Origin of the sequence: Psychrobacter sp. ASPA161_6 (assembly GCF_051970285.1) — a bacterium.
Classification (GTDB): Bacteria; Pseudomonadota; Gammaproteobacteria; order Pseudomonadales; family Moraxellaceae; genus Psychrobacter; species Psychrobacter glaciei.
Genome location: NZ_JBEFNJ010000005.1, coordinates 35,856 through 51,436 on the forward strand (window position 1 = coordinate 35,856; position 15,581 = coordinate 51,436).

General features: G+C 41.1%; 19 protein-coding genes. 12 read left to right on the forward strand and 7 right to left on the reverse strand.

Going from position 1 to position 15,581, the window contains the following annotated elements; translation table 11 throughout:
- Positions 1 to 120: 120 nt before the first annotated feature.
- Together ACTQ9T_RS12860 and ACTQ9T_RS12865 are read right to left on the reverse strand one after the other, a co-directional pair.
- On the reverse strand, positions 121 to 870 hold the full coding sequence (locus ACTQ9T_RS12860) for an electron transfer flavoprotein subunit beta/FixA family protein (RefSeq protein WP_010196801.1): 750 nt from the start codon (positions 868 to 870) through the stop codon (positions 121 to 123).
- A 439-nt stretch (positions 871 to 1,309) separates the two neighbouring features.
- Positions 1,310 to 1,870, reverse strand: coding sequence for a DUF421 domain-containing protein (locus ACTQ9T_RS12865; protein WP_240216613.1), 561 nt, complete (start codon positions 1,868 to 1,870; stop codon positions 1,310 to 1,312).
- Positions 1,871 to 2,165: 295 nt separating this feature from the next.
- Between ACTQ9T_RS12865 and ACTQ9T_RS12870 the strand changes: the two genes are divergently transcribed.
- From ACTQ9T_RS12870 to ACTQ9T_RS12925, 12 genes are all read left to right on the forward strand, one after another.
- Entirely contained in the window at positions 2,166 to 3,500 is a 1,335-nt protein-coding gene (locus ACTQ9T_RS12870) for a tyrosine-type recombinase/integrase (protein WP_440465338.1), read from the forward strand.
- A gap of 115 nt (positions 3,501 to 3,615) precedes the next feature.
- Complete coding sequence (locus ACTQ9T_RS12875) at positions 3,616 to 4,437, forward strand: hypothetical protein (protein ID WP_440465339.1); 822 nt, start codon at positions 3,616 to 3,618, stop codon at positions 4,435 to 4,437.
- Positions 4,438 to 4,554: 117 nt separating this feature from the next.
- On the forward strand, positions 4,555 to 4,809 hold the full coding sequence (locus tag ACTQ9T_RS12880) for a helix-turn-helix transcriptional regulator (protein WP_440465340.1): 255 nt from the start codon (positions 4,555 to 4,557) through the stop codon (positions 4,807 to 4,809).
- Positions 4,810 to 4,811: 2 nt separating this feature from the next.
- Entirely contained in the window at positions 4,812 to 5,102 is a 291-nt protein-coding gene (locus ACTQ9T_RS12885) for a helix-turn-helix domain-containing protein (protein ID WP_440465341.1), read from the forward strand.
- Positions 5,099 to 5,374 (forward strand): hypothetical protein, encoded by a 276-nt coding sequence (locus ACTQ9T_RS12890; RefSeq protein WP_440465342.1) that lies wholly within the window; start codon positions 5,099 to 5,101, stop codon positions 5,372 to 5,374. Before ACTQ9T_RS12885 ends, ACTQ9T_RS12890 begins: the two co-directional genes overlap by 4 nt.
- Complete coding sequence (locus tag ACTQ9T_RS12895; RefSeq protein ID WP_440465343.1) at positions 5,367 to 5,648, forward strand: hypothetical protein; 282 nt, start codon at positions 5,367 to 5,369, stop codon at positions 5,646 to 5,648. The genes ACTQ9T_RS12890 and ACTQ9T_RS12895 overlap by 8 nt, the downstream gene beginning before the upstream one ends.
- Positions 5,635 to 5,832, forward strand: coding sequence for a hypothetical protein (locus ACTQ9T_RS12900; RefSeq protein WP_440465344.1), 198 nt, complete (start codon positions 5,635 to 5,637; stop codon positions 5,830 to 5,832). The genes ACTQ9T_RS12895 and ACTQ9T_RS12900 overlap by 14 nt, the downstream gene beginning before the upstream one ends.
- Entirely contained in the window at positions 5,825 to 6,373 is a 549-nt protein-coding gene (locus ACTQ9T_RS12905) for a hypothetical protein (RefSeq protein ID WP_440465345.1), read from the forward strand. Before ACTQ9T_RS12900 ends, ACTQ9T_RS12905 begins: the two co-directional genes overlap by 8 nt.
- A 106-nt stretch (positions 6,374 to 6,479) precedes the next feature.
- Positions 6,480 to 8,594: a DUF3987 domain-containing protein gene (locus tag ACTQ9T_RS12910; RefSeq protein ID WP_440465346.1), complete on the forward strand. Its 2,115-nt coding sequence runs from the start codon at positions 6,480 to 6,482 to the stop codon at positions 8,592 to 8,594.
- A gap of 350 nt (positions 8,595 to 8,944) precedes the next feature.
- Positions 8,945 to 9,433 (forward strand): hypothetical protein, encoded by a 489-nt coding sequence (locus tag ACTQ9T_RS12915; RefSeq protein WP_440465347.1) that lies wholly within the window; start codon positions 8,945 to 8,947, stop codon positions 9,431 to 9,433.
- A 23-nt stretch (positions 9,434 to 9,456) separates the two neighbouring features.
- Positions 9,457 to 9,684, forward strand: a complete 228-nt coding sequence (locus ACTQ9T_RS12920; RefSeq protein WP_440465348.1) for a hypothetical protein — start codon at positions 9,457 to 9,459, stop codon at positions 9,682 to 9,684.
- The gene (locus tag ACTQ9T_RS12925; protein WP_238035249.1) at positions 9,668 to 9,877 is read left to right on the forward strand and encodes a hypothetical protein; all 210 of its coding nucleotides are present in this window, start codon (positions 9,668 to 9,670) and stop codon (positions 9,875 to 9,877) included. The genes ACTQ9T_RS12920 and ACTQ9T_RS12925 overlap by 17 nt, the downstream gene beginning before the upstream one ends.
- A 220-nt stretch (positions 9,878 to 10,097) precedes the next feature.
- Here ACTQ9T_RS12925 and ACTQ9T_RS12930 read toward each other — a convergent pair whose 3' ends face one another.
- The 5 genes from ACTQ9T_RS12930 to ACTQ9T_RS12950 form a co-directional block, all read right to left on the reverse strand.
- On the reverse strand, positions 10,098 to 10,310 hold the full coding sequence (locus ACTQ9T_RS12930) for a cold-shock protein (protein WP_010196799.1): 213 nt from the start codon (positions 10,308 to 10,310) through the stop codon (positions 10,098 to 10,100).
- Between the two features lie 354 nt (positions 10,311 to 10,664).
- A complete protein-coding gene (locus ACTQ9T_RS12935; protein ID WP_010196781.1) occupies positions 10,665 to 11,090 on the reverse strand; it encodes a hypothetical protein in 426 nt (141 codons plus the stop codon).
- A 235-nt stretch (positions 11,091 to 11,325) separates the two neighbouring features.
- Positions 11,326 to 12,342 carry a ketol-acid reductoisomerase gene (gene ilvC, locus ACTQ9T_RS12940; protein ID WP_189586298.1) on the reverse strand — a complete coding sequence of 339 codons (1,017 nt, stop codon included), beginning with the start codon at positions 12,340 to 12,342 and terminating at the stop codon, positions 11,326 to 11,328.
- 168 nt (positions 12,343 to 12,510) lie between these two features.
- A complete protein-coding gene (ilvN, locus tag ACTQ9T_RS12945; protein WP_010196775.1) occupies positions 12,511 to 13,008 on the reverse strand; it encodes an acetolactate synthase small subunit in 498 nt (165 codons plus the stop codon).
- Positions 13,008 to 14,840 (reverse strand): acetolactate synthase 3 large subunit, encoded by a 1,833-nt coding sequence (locus ACTQ9T_RS12950; RefSeq protein WP_189586296.1) that lies wholly within the window; start codon positions 14,838 to 14,840, stop codon positions 13,008 to 13,010. The genes ilvN and ACTQ9T_RS12950 overlap by 1 nt, the downstream gene beginning before the upstream one ends.
- Positions 14,841 to 15,581 lie beyond the last annotated feature (741 nt).

Here is a 15,581-nt window from a genome sequence, read left to right on the forward strand (position 1 = left end):
TTATTTGTTCGTATCATCTATTCATGTGGTCATCTGTTCATAAAATTATTCGTACGCTTAGCTTTAAAATACACGAGCAGCGTTATGATAATTTTACACAGAATACGCTATAACAAAGTACTAGATTACTTTTGCTTCGTTTCTTAGCTTATCGACCAATTCATCAACTGACTTCACTGTAATACCAGCTTTACGTTCAGCAGGTGGCACAACTTTAATAATCTCTTGCTTAGAAGCCATATCAACACCAAAATCAGCTGGCGTTTTTTCATCAAGTGGCTTTTTCTTCGCTTTCATGATGTTAGGCAGTTTGGCATAACGTGGCTCATTCAAGCGCAAATCAGTCGTAATCACCGCTGGCAAGTCAAGCGCAAGCGTTTGTAAACCACCATCGATTTCACGTGTAACGTTAACTTTATCACCTTCAACTTTCACTTCTGAAGCAAACGTACCCTGACCAATGCCCATCAATGCGGCTAGCATCTGACCAGTTTGGTTATTGTCATCATCAATCGCTTGCTTACCCAATAGGATGATATCTGTAGATTCAGACTCAGCAATGCTTTTCAGAATCTTAGCGATTTGCAGTGGATAAGGCTTGGCATCAGTCAATACTAAAACACCACGATCGGCACCCAATGCTAGCGCTGCACGGATTTGCTCTTGTGACTCTTTTGGACCAATTGATGCCACAATGATTTCGTCAATCACACCCGCTTCTTTTAGACGAACGGCTTCTTCTACTGCAATTTCATCAAAAGGGTTGATTGACATCTTAGTGTTAGATAGATCTACGCCAGAGTTATCAGCTTTTACACGAACTTTTACGTTATAATCAATGACACGCTTGACCGCTACTAATGCTTTCATACGTTCCTCGTTTATTAATGTTATGAATTAAAAAATTGTCAGTTAAGAACCAAAGGTTCATCTTTTAAACTGTCGTTCAAAGTGCTACTTAAGGTCGTTACTGCCTCAACAGCAAATTAATAGTCAGAAATGCCAAAACAATACCAAAGGGTATCGGTCTACTATTCCCTACTCATCAAATCTGTTAAAGCTAAGCCAACCGTTATTATCAGACCTATCTATCTTGCGCGAGCAGCGCCTTAAGGTCAAGGCAGTGCCGTGAATAATGCGTCATAAATTTGTCACTATTATTAAAAAAATAGTTTATAGACCTATTATTTACGGTTTCGTTCTAATAAGGGGCTTAACCTTTTGCCCTTTATAGCATTATCATCGCCTTACTTACTTAACGTTTTGTTATTATTTATCACCTCAAAGCTTTTTATGCGCTTAAAACACTTTATAAAGTGCTTTTATCAGGCTTAATCAATAAATCGCTATCACGAATATCATCAAACAATGACCAGTCGGGAGTGGTGTTATCATTTTTAATGACACTCATGTCCCCTGTGGTTTCCATAATAACTGCAAAAACTTCGCTCTTGGATTTGAGCCCATTTTTGCGTAGTACTTCTTGCACATCACTGGTACTCAAATTCGCTTCTTTTAGGTTATCCAAAAAATATTCACCATGCGCCATTAGTATGATGGCCTGATTATCAATCAAGGATTTCAAGGGTTTGACTTTACGTCTGATAACTGAGATAACACCTTGAATCATAAATAGCACAGCAACGGCGAATAAGCCTTGTAACAAAGACGGGCTATCGGACAACACTGTTGATGCCAGTATGCTACCAATACCAACTGTCATGGCAAAATCATGGCTCGAGAGCTTAGAAAAACTTCGTAGCCCCATCAATCGCGTAAATAACATGAGTCCTAAATAAAACCCAAGCGCTGATAATGAAATACCCAATACTTGCTGCCATTCAATTGAAAACCATGTCTGCCACTTCATAAAACACCCTCTTTCCTACATTTTTATTACGTAAATACGTTACATTATCTGGAATCATCGACCGTTCAAACCACTAGTATTTAACGACAGTTATTTTCAATGTGAAATAAATGGCACAAAAAAAGCAACCTGATGATAGGTCATCTTTTGATAAAGCCTGATAAAACCTGATAAGCTCAAAGCCTTTATTTCACATGCCTTTAGTGCTAATATGTCACTTGTGATAACGTTAGTACAAGTGTGAAAAAGCCAATTAAATGGCTACCAAAATGGCTACCAGTTTGCAGGTGATATGATGACGATCAAAACAGACTTAACAACCGATACCCAAATCAAACGAACAATCAAAGATACTATTAGCAGTGGCAAAGCAGCTAGTTATGCTATAGCTGGCTATAAAGGCTTAGAAGTACGCATAAGACCGCACAAAGACAGCCAAGACGCTACCACAGACTTTAGACACCGTTACACCCACCCCATCACTGGCAAACGCCCTTACATGACGCTAGGACAGTACCCAGCGTTAAGCCTTGCCGATGCCCGTCAATATCACAACGACAACATGCAGCTATTAGCTAAAGACATAGACCCAATAGAGCATAGAACCGATACCAAGCAAAAAGACATAACAGACCGCCAAAACACCTTACAGCACTTCATTAATGAATGGCGTGATATTCAAGCCAGCAAAAATCTATCTGCAGGTACTATTAGCAAAAATAAAGAGCTGCTAAAACCGATTGAAACCCAGCTAGGGCATATGAGAGTTACAGATATAACCCCTAGTACCGTTATTAAGTTTGTTAATGGTATTCAAAAAAAGCACACTTACAAAGGGTTAAGAGTAAGAACACTACTAAAAAGCATCTTACAGATTGCTAAGGCTCATATGATTATTGAGTACAACCCAGCAAGTGACCTACAAGGAACGCTTAAAAACCATAAGGTCAAACACCGCCCAGCATTAAGTAATGACGTTACCGCTTTTGCCAAACTGCTAAAAGATATTGACCAGCTAGACGATGCAAGCCAGCTATATAACAAAAGTATATTACAGCTATTAGCCCTTACGTTTGTTCGCATTGGTGATGCTTGTGCTATGCAGTGGGCAGACATTGACCTAAACGCCAAGCAATGGCATTTAGAACCGCAAAAAGGCAAAGGACGGGGCGACATGGTGGCTAGTATCGTTATACCACTAGCACCGCAATCTATTGCCATATTAGAGCGTATGCAGCCACTGACAGGTGATAGTGACTATGTATTTCATAACCCTAGACGCAAGGCAGCACCCTACCACCACATGCAGGAAGTAAACAAAGTATTAAACAGTGATCTAATGAATGACGGTAAAGGCTACAAGCATATTCACAGCCCACATGGTTTTAGAGCCAGTGCCAAGACTATGCTAATGGAACGACTAGGCTATGATGAATTGATAACCGAACTAGCACTAGGCCACGCAATGCTGAATAAGTACGGCAAAGCATATAACCGCATGACAGCAATAGATGATAGAACGCGCATGATGACCAAATGGGCTAACCACCTAGACGATATAAAGGCTGGCAAGCTTGATAATGTTATCCATGCAGATTTTAAGAAAGCCGATCAACAAAAACATGGTTAATAACCATTAGACCGAATTGCAAGGCTAGGACTAATTACCCGAACGATAGCAACTGCACCCTTAAGCTATCACTGCCTTGCTTCTTATTTTATTTAAGGGTGTGCTGGGGTGCAAAGTGGGTAGTAAAAGAGAAAATATAAAAATATTGCATGAAGTTATAGAGTGTAGCGGACAGTTTAAGAATTTAATCCATAGACCTTATAGCGATAACGAGCAAGTTAAATACTTTGATGGTGTATCAGATACTTTTGGCTGGCACTTATACGATATGGCAAAAGATAAAAAACTATGTGTAAAAGCGACATCTAATGAACTAATAGAATTGCGGACAAATATATTTATATTATTTTCGAAGCTGTACCCTAGTATTGATAGTGATACAGAATTGCTTGCAGAAATTAAAAGCAAGCTTATAAATGAGCATTTCAAAAATTTAGGATTAGGCTCAAAACAATTAACATTTACAACAATTTTATTAGCGTTTACTGAAATATACTTAAGCTTTGACCAGCAAGATATTTTCATGAAATATCTCTTATCATCTAGCAACGCACTAGGAGTGGTTTTAGCAAATCATAGTTATGTATCTTATGAGGAGCTAGAAGAACGGACATCTGCACCTATACAAAAGCATACTAACGAGAAGAAAAAAATAGTATTACCTCTAGCAGAAAAGATATGGAGTTACGATAAGCAAGATAATTTATTATTGCGTAAGCAAGTAGCTGGGTTAATAGTTGAATTCCTACCTGATCTAAACTTAACAGTTAATCAAGTAGATAACTGGCTTAAAAAATCCGATAAAGTACCGCCAGCTATTTTAGAAAGGTACAAAAATATAGATTATGGCAACTCAACACCTGAAAATAAATTACGTAAACAACTATTATTAAGAATACGTAGCGAGTTAAGCCCCTTTACTTGTGAAAGTTTGTAATTAATATCCCTTAAATTCTAGAATTACCCCCTGATTGCTAGAATGCCCATCTACCGCCTTATCTATCATAATCCTAATATGACACCTGTTACTAATCATTAACTAACAGGTGATCTTATGACCCATACTAATCCAACCATCAATAACAGCCAACCTACCACTACTGAACAGTCGACACCGCTAAACCCTCAAGGCTATTCACGCATTCAGCCTACAGCCGAACTAATCGGACTTCACCACCAAACACTAAGACGCTGGTGGAAAGCGGATAAATTCCCTAAGCCAATTAATATAAACGGTATTCCTATGTTTAGGAATAGCGATATTTTGCGCTTTATTGAAAATCAGCAATCAGTTAGCGAGGGGGTTTAATTATGATGACCACAGCCACCAGCACAGCCCCAGTGACCGACCAGCCAGCACCTAAGACACAGATTGACACTGTTAGAGCGCACCTGATGACAGGGGCAACGATCACCACATGGGACGCATACCGCCTTTATCAAATCACATGCCTAGCACAGCGCATACATGACCTAAGAACCGCAGGGCTAACCATTCAAAGCGAGATAGTCATACACAATGACAAGCGTTTTTCGGTCTATTGGCTCGATGAGCAGACATTACTTGAAAGTGAGTTATCTAACAGTGAGGTGAACCCATGAGCCAATCAAACGACATATTAGAACCGCGCCTAGTACCAGTAGATAGTTATTACTTGTCTGTCATTAATGACCGCATACACGACCTATCAAACGATGCTGAGAGCCTAGCAATGGCACTTAGTGCTATCCATACCGATGATGACACCAGCCGTGGCGTAATAGTCGCTGTAAGGTCTGCCTTACTCGCTAACAGTGAACTAGCAACCATCTTAAGCGAACAGATGGACGGGCTTATCTTATTACCTGAAATCAAGGCGAATGACTATGAGTGATGACGCTTTCATAAATGAGGTAATGGGCAGGTTAAAAGACAAAGGCATGCTAATGATAACTGATGAATTTATCGACCAGTTAATCATTACCTTACACGCCAATGTGACCGCCATTAATAGCCTGATAGAAATAGTAGAAGTAGAAAATCAGATGCTAGCTTTACGCTGTGCAATACCAACAGGCAGCCGACAAGTGGAGTCACTAAAAGAGCTATCCAAACGCATAGCAGAAATCGCCTTTAACGTGGAGGACGTAAGAAATGAGCAACGATAACAGAACCAATCTAAAAGCCGACCATGGGCAGCACAGTGGCAACCAGCAACCCAAACGAAATAAGCGTAACCCTATCGGTTTTTTATCAATCATGGCTTGCTTGTTAATACTGCTATTGATCGCCTCATGCCAGCCCGTCAACGTCCAAACAATCACAAAATCAAAGGTAGATAATCATGCGTAACTCAAACAGCACACCAGCCACATTCAAAGCAGGTGATAGCGTTCTGTGCCCATCTGTGAGTAATGCTGCTTACAGGCTATTCAATGATAAAGAATACGGTTGTTTGGGCTTTACCCTCAACGGCAAGACATACCACTATCGTGATGATGGAAAGGTAAGTCGTGATGACCAAGCCCCGTCACTATTCTTTGACACGCCAGCCAACCGCCAAGCGATAGCCACGTTATACAGTGGCAACCAAACCAACCAACGCACAGTAATAGACGTAACAGAGGCAGACGATAACGAAGTTATTATCATGTCGTCTTTTGAGTTATCAGATATTGCTTGTGATATAGAGAGCGCGGCCGTTGTGATAAGTGACATTGGCAAGCTATTAGCACTCATTCACTATGAAAAAATAGAACCTCATGTTGCTATATCAATGGCGCGATTAACGCATGACACCACTGAAACATGGCACGAACTGCTACAAAGCCAGTTAGGTTCAATCAAGAAAACCCTAGCAATGACTCGTTACGGCAAGGAGGGCAGCCAGTGAAAACCTACCCACCAAAGCAAAGCCGTAAATATGCCAAGCGCAAAAGCTACTACAAGAAGTATAGAGAGCAGCGCAAGCCTAACCAGTCAAAAGCAGGGGGTAATAGATGACCATCACACTACAAACAGACAGCCAAGAAAAAACCCACGGCAAGGTGGGCTTATCTGGCATTTTAGGTGACTATCCAATAGTAAATATTGAAGCACTATCAGGCTTTAATATTTTAGCCCAAAACTACCCGTTATTGAACCCTAAAAGCTTAATAGTTATTGATGACAAAGTAACACCAGTCAAAGGCGAATATGCAGGCGAAAAGCTAGACACAGTAGGCACTATAGGGCTAGTTTTGCATAACAAAGATTATGAGGCGGTAAGCCTATTATGCTTATATGCTGATGACCATACCAAACCGATCATAACCGATACTAGCCAGCCGTCTGCTTACTTTATTGGCCCATCAAGCAATGATAGCGAGCTTATCGCAGTAAGCAACCTTGATGATGGTATGGCGTTAGCTGAATGCTTAAAAGTTGACCATGTAACAATGGCTATCAGTCCTAATGAGTGGCTTTTTAATGACACCGTTAAGCACTTATCACAAGATAGGCCCGTTACTGTCTTTACGACATTAGACAAGGCAGACGAAGTAAGCAAGCCGCTGGCAGGTCATAACGTAAAGGTAGTAGTGACCAGTGACAGAACAGTATTAGAGCACTTAGAATATGGCGGCTTAAGTTATGCCGATATATTAGCCCTTGATGATACAAAGATAATCGACCTTAAAGCCGTGGCATGGCCCACACCTGAACCATTATCAAGCGACCCAAGCAAACCGACACGCTATCCAATCGAAGCATGGCCGCCGATACTACGAAAGCCAATAGAAGCCATTGCTTACTATACTCAAGTACCGTTAGCGATGTCAGGGCAAGCCGTCTTAGGTGCAATAGCGCATATAGGGCAAGCGCATATTGATGCACCGATGGGCAGCGAACACAAGCCAACGAGCCTTATTATTATTACAGAGGGCGAAAGCGGTACAGGCAAAACACAAGTAATGGGCCTAAGTCACTTTAAGATAGAGCAGCATGAGAAGCAGCTATATTCTAATTATTTAAGTGACGTATCATCATGGGAAAATAATTTATTAAGCCTAAAAGGTAAAGACAGAGCCGCTTTTTTAGATGAAAACCCAAAGCCGCCTAATCCCGTTACTATGTTTGATGATGCAACGATTGAGCCGCTTATTGATCGTTTTGTTGATGGTGAGATGTATAACGCCAGTTTATCCACTGATGAAGCAGGCCAATTTTTTAATGGTCACACCATGAAAAGTGACACCGCAGGCAGTGCGTTAGGCGCGATAACCAAGCTTTATAGCAGTGGCATAGCAGGGCGCACACGCTCGCAAAAGAACGCTTACGCTAATCCAAGAACCAAAGCTTATGATGTGCGTATGACTTTCTTACTACAAGGACAGCGCGTAGTCTTAGAGAAAGCATTAACCGACCCATTAATGAGCGGACAAGGATTTTTAGCAAGAGCAATGATTGCTTGCCCTGAGGACTTACGAGGCAAAAGAGTATGGAATGATCCAAAGCGTAGGAATGACAGGCCACATGATAATCCTTACTTAATAGACTACTGGTCACGCTGTCAAAGCTTACTTGACCCACTACCAGCAAATCTACCTAGTGACAGCACAGGCACACCGAAGCGCATTAAAATGCAATGGGCAGGCAATGAAGCATTACAAGCCTTTGAGGACGGTATGCAAGCGATAGAGAACCGCCAAGCAAACGGACAGGTTTTAGAGTATCTCAAAGCTTACGCCTCACGTATGGCAGAAAATGCCACGCGCATAGCCTCACTAATGGCATTCTTTGATGGCCGTAAGACCGTTACCACTGATGATATAAAACGCGCCTTTATGTTGGTGGAATACTCAACAACCGAACGCTTACGCTATCTTGATGCAATGCCTACAGGTGAACAGAACGACAGCGAGAAGTTAAGCAGCTGGCTAGTGGATAAAGCAAGGGGTAAAACACCGCATAAACTAGGTAGGACTTACATATCAAATAACGCACCTAGTCCGATGCGTAAGAATACTAAGTTATTGCAAAATGAGCTTGATAAGTTAGAAGCCGCTGGACATATCAAACAAGAATTAGAGGGCCGCATGAAAGTGATCTATGTTAATCCTAAACTCTATAAGTAATGTTTGATACCTAAGAAACCTTGCTTAAACTGCTTAACTAGCCTCTATCCTTTATGGTTAGGGGCTTTTTGTTAAGACAGCCAAATCTTAAGCTTGCTTAAACTGAACTTAAAACAGCCTTACTTAAGATCAACTTAAGCAGACTTAAGCAAACGACTATCTTAAGCCAATTGCTTACCATTCATACGTTACAGCCAATTTAAGCAACTTAAGCAGCTTTTTATAGGGTATAAAGTGATATTGCAGATATAACTATTATCTAAGTATAGAAAACATAAGGTTAAAAATACTCACTATGTTATGATAAAGATGAATTTACCTAATGATTTGGATAACAATTAGAGATCATCATGCCAGCCATTGCCACTACTCGCAGTCTTAGCGACTACTCAAAGATTAATATTTCAACATATCGCAATCAGCTAAAACAAGCAGCCGAACCCTTTTTAGACCTTAATTACTCATACCGTGGCAAGGCTTATGACTACTCTATTCAAGTATCAAAGACCCCATGCAACTATGGCGGCTATCGTCATTGGTTTATATGCCCGTCATGCTCAAAGCGTACAAGCGTTTTATATTTTGCTGCTACTTACGTTTGCAGACATTGCATAGGTGCTAATTATCATTCACAGCTACAGCAACCCATTGATAGATTGTTCAGTCGCTTACATACGATTAGACAGCGTTTAGGCTGGCAAGCAGGGATTGCCCACGGTATTGGTGAACGTCCTAAAGGAATGCACCGCAGCACGTATGACAAGCTGGTGAATGAGCATGAGCAGCTAACAGCTAAGGTATGGCAATCAACGCTTGATAAATTAAATTGCACAAGATGAGGTTACAAATGCGTCTGCCTGACATGAACGACTTGATCCAAGATTTACAGCTCGCAAAGCAGATAGCGATTGAGGATAGAAACCCCAACGCATTAATCATGGCAACCATTAGCCAAGCAAAGCTACTAGGATTAGATAAGCCAGTGATTAGAGATGTCAATGCCGATGCTGTGCAGTCAATGAGTGACTTAATGGACGAACTAGCAGACGATGAAACTACAAGGGCGGTAACTTATGAAAGTAACGATTAATGACTTAATAAAAGAATTAGACGATGCAAGACAGACAGCCAAAGAGAATGGCCAAGCGTCTGCTATGGTGGCATCAATACTAGCTAAGGCTAAACTACTAGGACTTGATAAAGCAGACAGCGAACAGCACAACGAGCCACAGCCCGTACAAATAATTGTTAATGTTAAGAACGCTCGCAAACCTGACAGGTAACAGCTAAATAATTACCCTACCCTATGGCTACCGATAACCAAAAAATAAAGCTACTGGCTACCAAAACGGCTACCAAATATTAGCACCATTTATAAACAACTAATAAAATCAATAACTTAAACATAAAAAAAGCAACCTGATGAGAGGTTGCTTTTCTTTAAAGTCTAAACAGTATTTTTATTGTTTTAACAAACAAAGAAATCTATACATCTTGTTAAAATTAGATGGCTTCGATTTGCTCAGCTTGTGGGCCTTTTTTGCCATCACCTAAGATGAAAGATACTTTTTGGCCTTCAGCTAGGGTTTTGAAACCGCCACCTTGGATAGCGCTGTAGTGAGCGAATACGTCTTGTCCGCCATTGTCTTGAGCGATAAAACCAAAACCTTTAGCTTCATTAAACCACTTTACAGTGCCTTCAACTTTATCTGACATAAATTTTCCTGACTCTTTAACTGTTGGCGAGACGTGTGTCATCACCGATTAATTGATATATACCCTAGATTCTTTGCTGAATGCGACGGCTTAAACTCATAATATATCAAAGAGATATCTTATGGTTTTTGCCTCAAATCCATTGAGTACAGCTTGATTATAACAGTTTTTTTTGACTGCAACATATTAAATTACAGAGTTTTGTAAACAATATAAGAAGCCTTTAATCACCATTTAGCACCGTACTTTAATGGCTCGTTATCTCCTCTAGAACCTTTTATTACTGTCAATTTCAATATTATTGTTATATATATTCAATAATAAAAATTAGATTTCACCATTTTTTGCATACATTTACTGTGCTATAGGTAGCCATGGTGAGGTCAACACCAGTAAGCAAAGGGCAAAAAATATTAAAGAAAACGATTGGCTATAAGCAATATACTTAGCTGGTATGACCAAATCTTTGGGTGAGTCTGGGATACCTTTACGCTTTAATAATCTGGTGCCGTAAACCCAACCAAACACCGTATAAATCCCGTATGCCGCAGGTACTGCAACCGCTAACGGCGTTAGATCGATCACGTACAACATCACCACAGAGATAAAAAACCATGAGGTGTCTAGCAGCGAGCTGATTTGAAAAAATTTAGATTGTGGCAGCTTGCCATCGGTGCCTTTGAGCATCTCACCTTCGATCCAAATCAAAACAGCCACGACAGCACTAAGAGTAATATACACGAATTGCGGCGTTAACCAGTCTGGAAAAGATATTTGCACAACATACAACCTGTAATCTATGGAAAAAATAAGAAGAGAAATAACCGCCGACATAGTCATCTAACTGAACCGACGACGCTTGCTTATATTGGGTGCTATTGCTAGTTTTCAACCGTTACTATTGAGACAATTTCAAAACCATCTTTGTATTGATATCAATAAAAACCCCGTGCTATCACTCGACAACACGGGGTTTGTTAAGACTTCTTAAGCCTTATTATCATAAAATATTGACTTAGTTTTTGTCTTTATCAATGATTTTATTACCACCAATCCATGGCATCATACCGCGTAGCTTAGCACCAGTGATTTCAATTGGATGCTCAGCATTGTTACGACGACGAGCCGTCATTGATGGATAGTTGGTAGCACCTTCACTGATGAACATTTTTGCGTATTCGCCAGACTGGATGCGTTTTAGCGCGTTACGCATGGCTTCGCGTGATTGCTCATTGATAACTTCATTACCAGTGACATATTCGCCGTATTCAGCGTTATTACTGATTGAGTAGTTCATGTCAGCGATACCGCCTTCATACATGAGGTCAACGATAAGCTTAAGCTCATGCAAACACTCAAAGTAAGCCATTTCTGGCGCATAGCCCGCTTCTGTTAGCGTTTCAAAACCCATTTTTACTAGCTCAACAGCACCGCCACAAAGTACGGCCTGCTCGCCAAATAGATCAGTTTCAGTTTCATCTTTGAACGTGGTTTCGATGATGCCTGAACGACCACCACCAACACCAGCTGCGTAAGACAAAGCTAATTGCTTGGCTTGACCTGAGGCGTCTTGATAGATAGCGATCAAATCTGGAATACCGCCACCTTTGGTGAATTCGTTACGAACTGTGTGACCAGGTGCTTTCGGGGCAACCATGATGACATTAAGATCGCTGCGAGGAACGACTTGGTTATAATGAATCGCGAAACCATGAGCGAAAGCTAACGTAGCCCCTTCTTTGATGTTAGGCTCAATCTCATTGTTATAAAGCTCTTTTTGGAACTCATCAGGGGTCAAAATCATAACCACGTCAGCAGCTTTAACTGCATCAGCAACTTCAGCAACCTTTAGACCAGCGTTTTCCGCTTTTTTCCATGAGCTTGAGTTTGCACGTAGACCAACAGTCACATCGACGTCTGAATCTTGTAGGTTAAGTGCGTGTGCATGGCCTTGTGAACCGTAACCAATAATCGCAACTTTTTTGCCTTGGATAATCGATAGATCGCAATCTTTATCATAATAAACGTTCATAAATAGAGTCCTTTTCCTCAATCATGGCGTGCCATGGATAGTAAACGCCTATGCAGTAGCCATTATCGTAAAATGGTCACTAACATAAGCGTTATGTTAATGGTAAATAGATAGATTATAACTAAAATGATTTTGATTAACTATTCAGTTGCTCAGCCACTAAGCGTATTAAATACTCAGTGTTTTTTCTCCACGTGCAATACCAATCACACCCGAACGTACCACTTCTAAGACACGTTCTCGACCGATAGTATCGATAAAACCATCTAGCTTAGCCGTATCACCAACGATCTGAATCGTATAGAGGTTGGCATTGACGTCAACAATTTGTGCACGGAAAATATCTGCGCTGCGTTTGATCTCTTCACGTACGCTACCCGTTGCGCGAACTTTGACTAGCATTAACTCGCGCTCAACGTGAACGGTGTCTGATAGATTAAGCACTTTAACCACTTCAATCAATTTATGCAATTGCTTGGTGATCTGCTCAATTCTTTCAGGAGAAGTAATCGTCGTCACTGTCAGACGCGAAATACTCGGATCTTCCGTTGGGGCGACGTTTAAGGTTTCGATATTATAACCACGTTGTGAGAACAAGCCGACTAACCGCGACAACGAACCCGCTTCGTTTTCCATCAATACCGAAATCAGATGTTGTTGTTGCATTAGGTACGCTCCCCTTTGGTTAACCACATATCACGCATCGTCTGTCCAGCGATTTGCATTGGATACACATGCTCATTACGATCGACATAAACGTCAATAAATACCAGCTTGTCTTTCATTGCCATGGCTTCTGCAATTTGTGCTTCCATGGTGGCAGGATCAGTAATCTTAATACCAACATGACCATAACTTTCAGCTAGCTTGACAAAGTCTGGTAATGAATTCATATAAGATGACGCATGACGACCTTCATACAGCATGTCTTGCCACTGTTTTACCATACCTAACTGAGCGTTATTTAGGTTCAAGATTTTGACCGGTAGATTATATTGCAGGCATGTCGATAGCTCTTGAATATTCATCTGAATAGAGCCTTCGCCAGTAATACAGACCACATCACGATCTGGATTAGCAAGCTTGGCTGCCATTGCATACGGTAAGCCAACACCCATCGTACCTAAACCACCCGAATTGAGCCACTGACCCGGCTCTAGATAAGTATAGTAAAGCGCGGCAAACATCTGATGCTGACCGACGTCACTGGTGATAATGGCGTTGCTGTTGGTCACTCTGTCTAGTGCTTGTACGACACTTTGTGGCTTGATGCCGTTTTCGGTACTGGTGTCATAACGCAGACCATGACGCTTACGCCATTCATTAATCTGTGACCACCAATCTAATAGGGCATGCTGCTCCAATTCTTTATCTTCACCGATGATCTCTAACATATCCGTAAGAACCGATTTTACGTCACCAACGATAGGAATGTGGGCAAGAATAGTCTTGGAGATAGAAGCTGGATCGATATCGATATGAATAATAGTCGCATTCGGGCAGAATTTTTTGACATTATTGGTGACACGGTCATCAAAACGCGCACCAACCGCCAAAATAACATCTGCATGATGCATGCTCATGTTGGCTTCATAAGTACCGTGCATACCGAGCATACCCAAGAACTGACGATCAGAACCAGGGAATGTTCCCAAACCCATTAGCGTATTGGTCACTGGCAAGTTTAGACGATGTGCAAGTTCGGTCAGCTCTTTATGGGCTTTACTCCAAATCACGCCACCGCCAGCATAGATAACAGGACGCTGCGCTGATAATAAGGTTTCAACCGCTTTTTTAATTTGGCCGCCATGCCCTTTCACTGAAGGCTGATACGAGCGTATAAACACCTCTTCTGGGTATTCATAGGCATATTTTTCGCTAGGCGCGGTCATATCTTTTGGTACGTCAATGACGACAGGACCTGGACGACCAGACTGCGCAATAAAAAAGGCTTTTTTGACAATCATTGGAATTTCGCTAGCATGGCGTACTTGAAAGCTATGCTTCACGATAGGACGAGAGACCCCGATCATATCGGTTTCTTGGAACGCATCTTCACCGATTAGGCTGCTTGGCACCTGACCTGAAATCACCACCATCGGAACTGAGTCCATGAATGCGGTGGCAATCGCAGTTACTGTATTGGTAGCACCAGGACCTGACGTGGCCAGCACGACACCTGTGTTACCAGTTACTCGCGAATAAGCATCAGCCATATGGCCGGCTGCTTGCTCATGACGCACTAAAATATGTTCGATGTTTTCTTGCTGAAACAACGCGTCATAAATGTGCAGCACTGCGCCGCCTGGATAGCCAAAGATATATTTGACACCCTCATCCGTCAGCGATTGCACCAGCATCTCAGCACCAGATAGCATCACAGGCTGCTTGCTACCTTCAGCAAGACGTTGTTGCTTTTCTTCAAAATTTTTGGCGGCATTACCTGTTTGGGTATGTCCCGTCATATTCGGACTTTGCGTGGTTTGCGTCACTGTCATCACCTTTTTTTGCGGCGAGAATTTGCGTTATTTTATAAAAGAAAACAACCACGTTTGGGCGTTATTTTAAATCTTATAAAAATGATTGCCAATCCTTGTCCATATCAAGAATGTGTGCCCACTATATTTAAGCAATCGCGTCGTACAACGCAAGATAATACTCAAACACAGCAATGTATTTGGGGTCAGTTTTGTGACAGGAGTTTATCGATATACCATGACAAGATGCGAATGCACCTATAAAAGAGGCTTATTACTTATGAGCGATAGTGTTTGTAGAAGAGGCGCTGCTATAGCTAAAGTCATAAAATAATTCTAATAGCCAATACTACGTCATAAGATCATCTGATCTTATAATAGGCTAATAAAAAACATCATAACCAAATATTGTTTTGCATTTAATGCAAGCAATACAACCGCAAAAATCCACACTTAGCGTATTTCAAATAATAAGTTTATCTTAGTCATTGTAGACAGATAAGTCCGGAGACAACATATACAGTCATTAACAATAATCGCTATGATCATCATTTTTGCCATATCATTATCACAAAGAAAATAAAACGACGTAAGCTACCGATAAGTAACCCGTAGTTCTCATTCTCAAGTGCCACGGCAATATCATAAAAGCCGCTCACTGACCAATCAACTGCTATTATATTCAATGGTTTGAGTCCTATTGTCAAGAAAAACTTCTAAAACCCACCCCTAACTATTAGTTATTAAATAATGTACATTCAT

Coding starts and splice junctions, on each gene's coding strand:
- ACTQ9T_RS12885 (WP_440465341.1), top strand. CDS start 4,812: ATGATGACCACAGCCACCAGCACAGCCCCAGTGACCGACCAGCCAGCA.
- ACTQ9T_RS12910 (WP_440465346.1), top strand. CDS start 6,480: ATGACCATCACACTACAAACAGACAGCCAAGAAAAAACCCACGGCAAG.
- ACTQ9T_RS12920 (WP_440465348.1), top strand. CDS start 9,457: ATGAACGACTTGATCCAAGATTTACAGCTCGCAAAGCAGATAGCGATT.
- ACTQ9T_RS12860 (WP_010196801.1), bottom strand. CDS start 870: ATGAAAGCATTAGTAGCGGTCAAGCGTGTCATTGATTATAACGTAAAA.
- ACTQ9T_RS12890 (WP_440465342.1), top strand. CDS start 5,099: ATGAGCCAATCAAACGACATATTAGAACCGCGCCTAGTACCAGTAGAT.
- ilvC (WP_189586298.1), bottom strand. CDS start 12,342: ATGAACGTTTATTATGATAAAGATTGCGATCTATCGATTATCCAAGGC.
- ACTQ9T_RS12865 (WP_240216613.1), bottom strand. CDS start 1,870: ATGAAGTGGCAGACATGGTTTTCAATTGAATGGCAGCAAGTATTGGGT.
- ilvN (WP_010196775.1), bottom strand. CDS start 13,008: ATGCAACAACAACATCTGATTTCGGTATTGATGGAAAACGAAGCGGGT.
- ACTQ9T_RS12880 (WP_440465340.1), top strand. CDS start 4,555: ATGACCCATACTAATCCAACCATCAATAACAGCCAACCTACCACTACT.
- ACTQ9T_RS12900 (WP_440465344.1), top strand. CDS start 5,635: ATGAGCAACGATAACAGAACCAATCTAAAAGCCGACCATGGGCAGCAC.
- ACTQ9T_RS12925 (WP_238035249.1), top strand. CDS start 9,668: ATGAAAGTAACGATTAATGACTTAATAAAAGAATTAGACGATGCAAGA.
- ACTQ9T_RS12950 (WP_189586296.1), bottom strand. CDS start 14,840: ATGACAGTGACGCAAACCACGCAAAGTCCGAATATGACGGGACATACC.
- ACTQ9T_RS12905 (WP_440465345.1), top strand. CDS start 5,825: ATGCGTAACTCAAACAGCACACCAGCCACATTCAAAGCAGGTGATAGC.
- ACTQ9T_RS12895 (WP_440465343.1), top strand. CDS start 5,367: ATGAGTGATGACGCTTTCATAAATGAGGTAATGGGCAGGTTAAAAGAC.
- ACTQ9T_RS12915 (WP_440465347.1), top strand. CDS start 8,945: ATGCCAGCCATTGCCACTACTCGCAGTCTTAGCGACTACTCAAAGATT.
- ACTQ9T_RS12930 (WP_010196799.1), bottom strand. CDS start 10,310: ATGTCAGATAAAGTTGAAGGCACTGTAAAGTGGTTTAATGAAGCTAAA.
- ACTQ9T_RS12870 (WP_440465338.1), top strand. CDS start 2,166: ATGACGATCAAAACAGACTTAACAACCGATACCCAAATCAAACGAACA.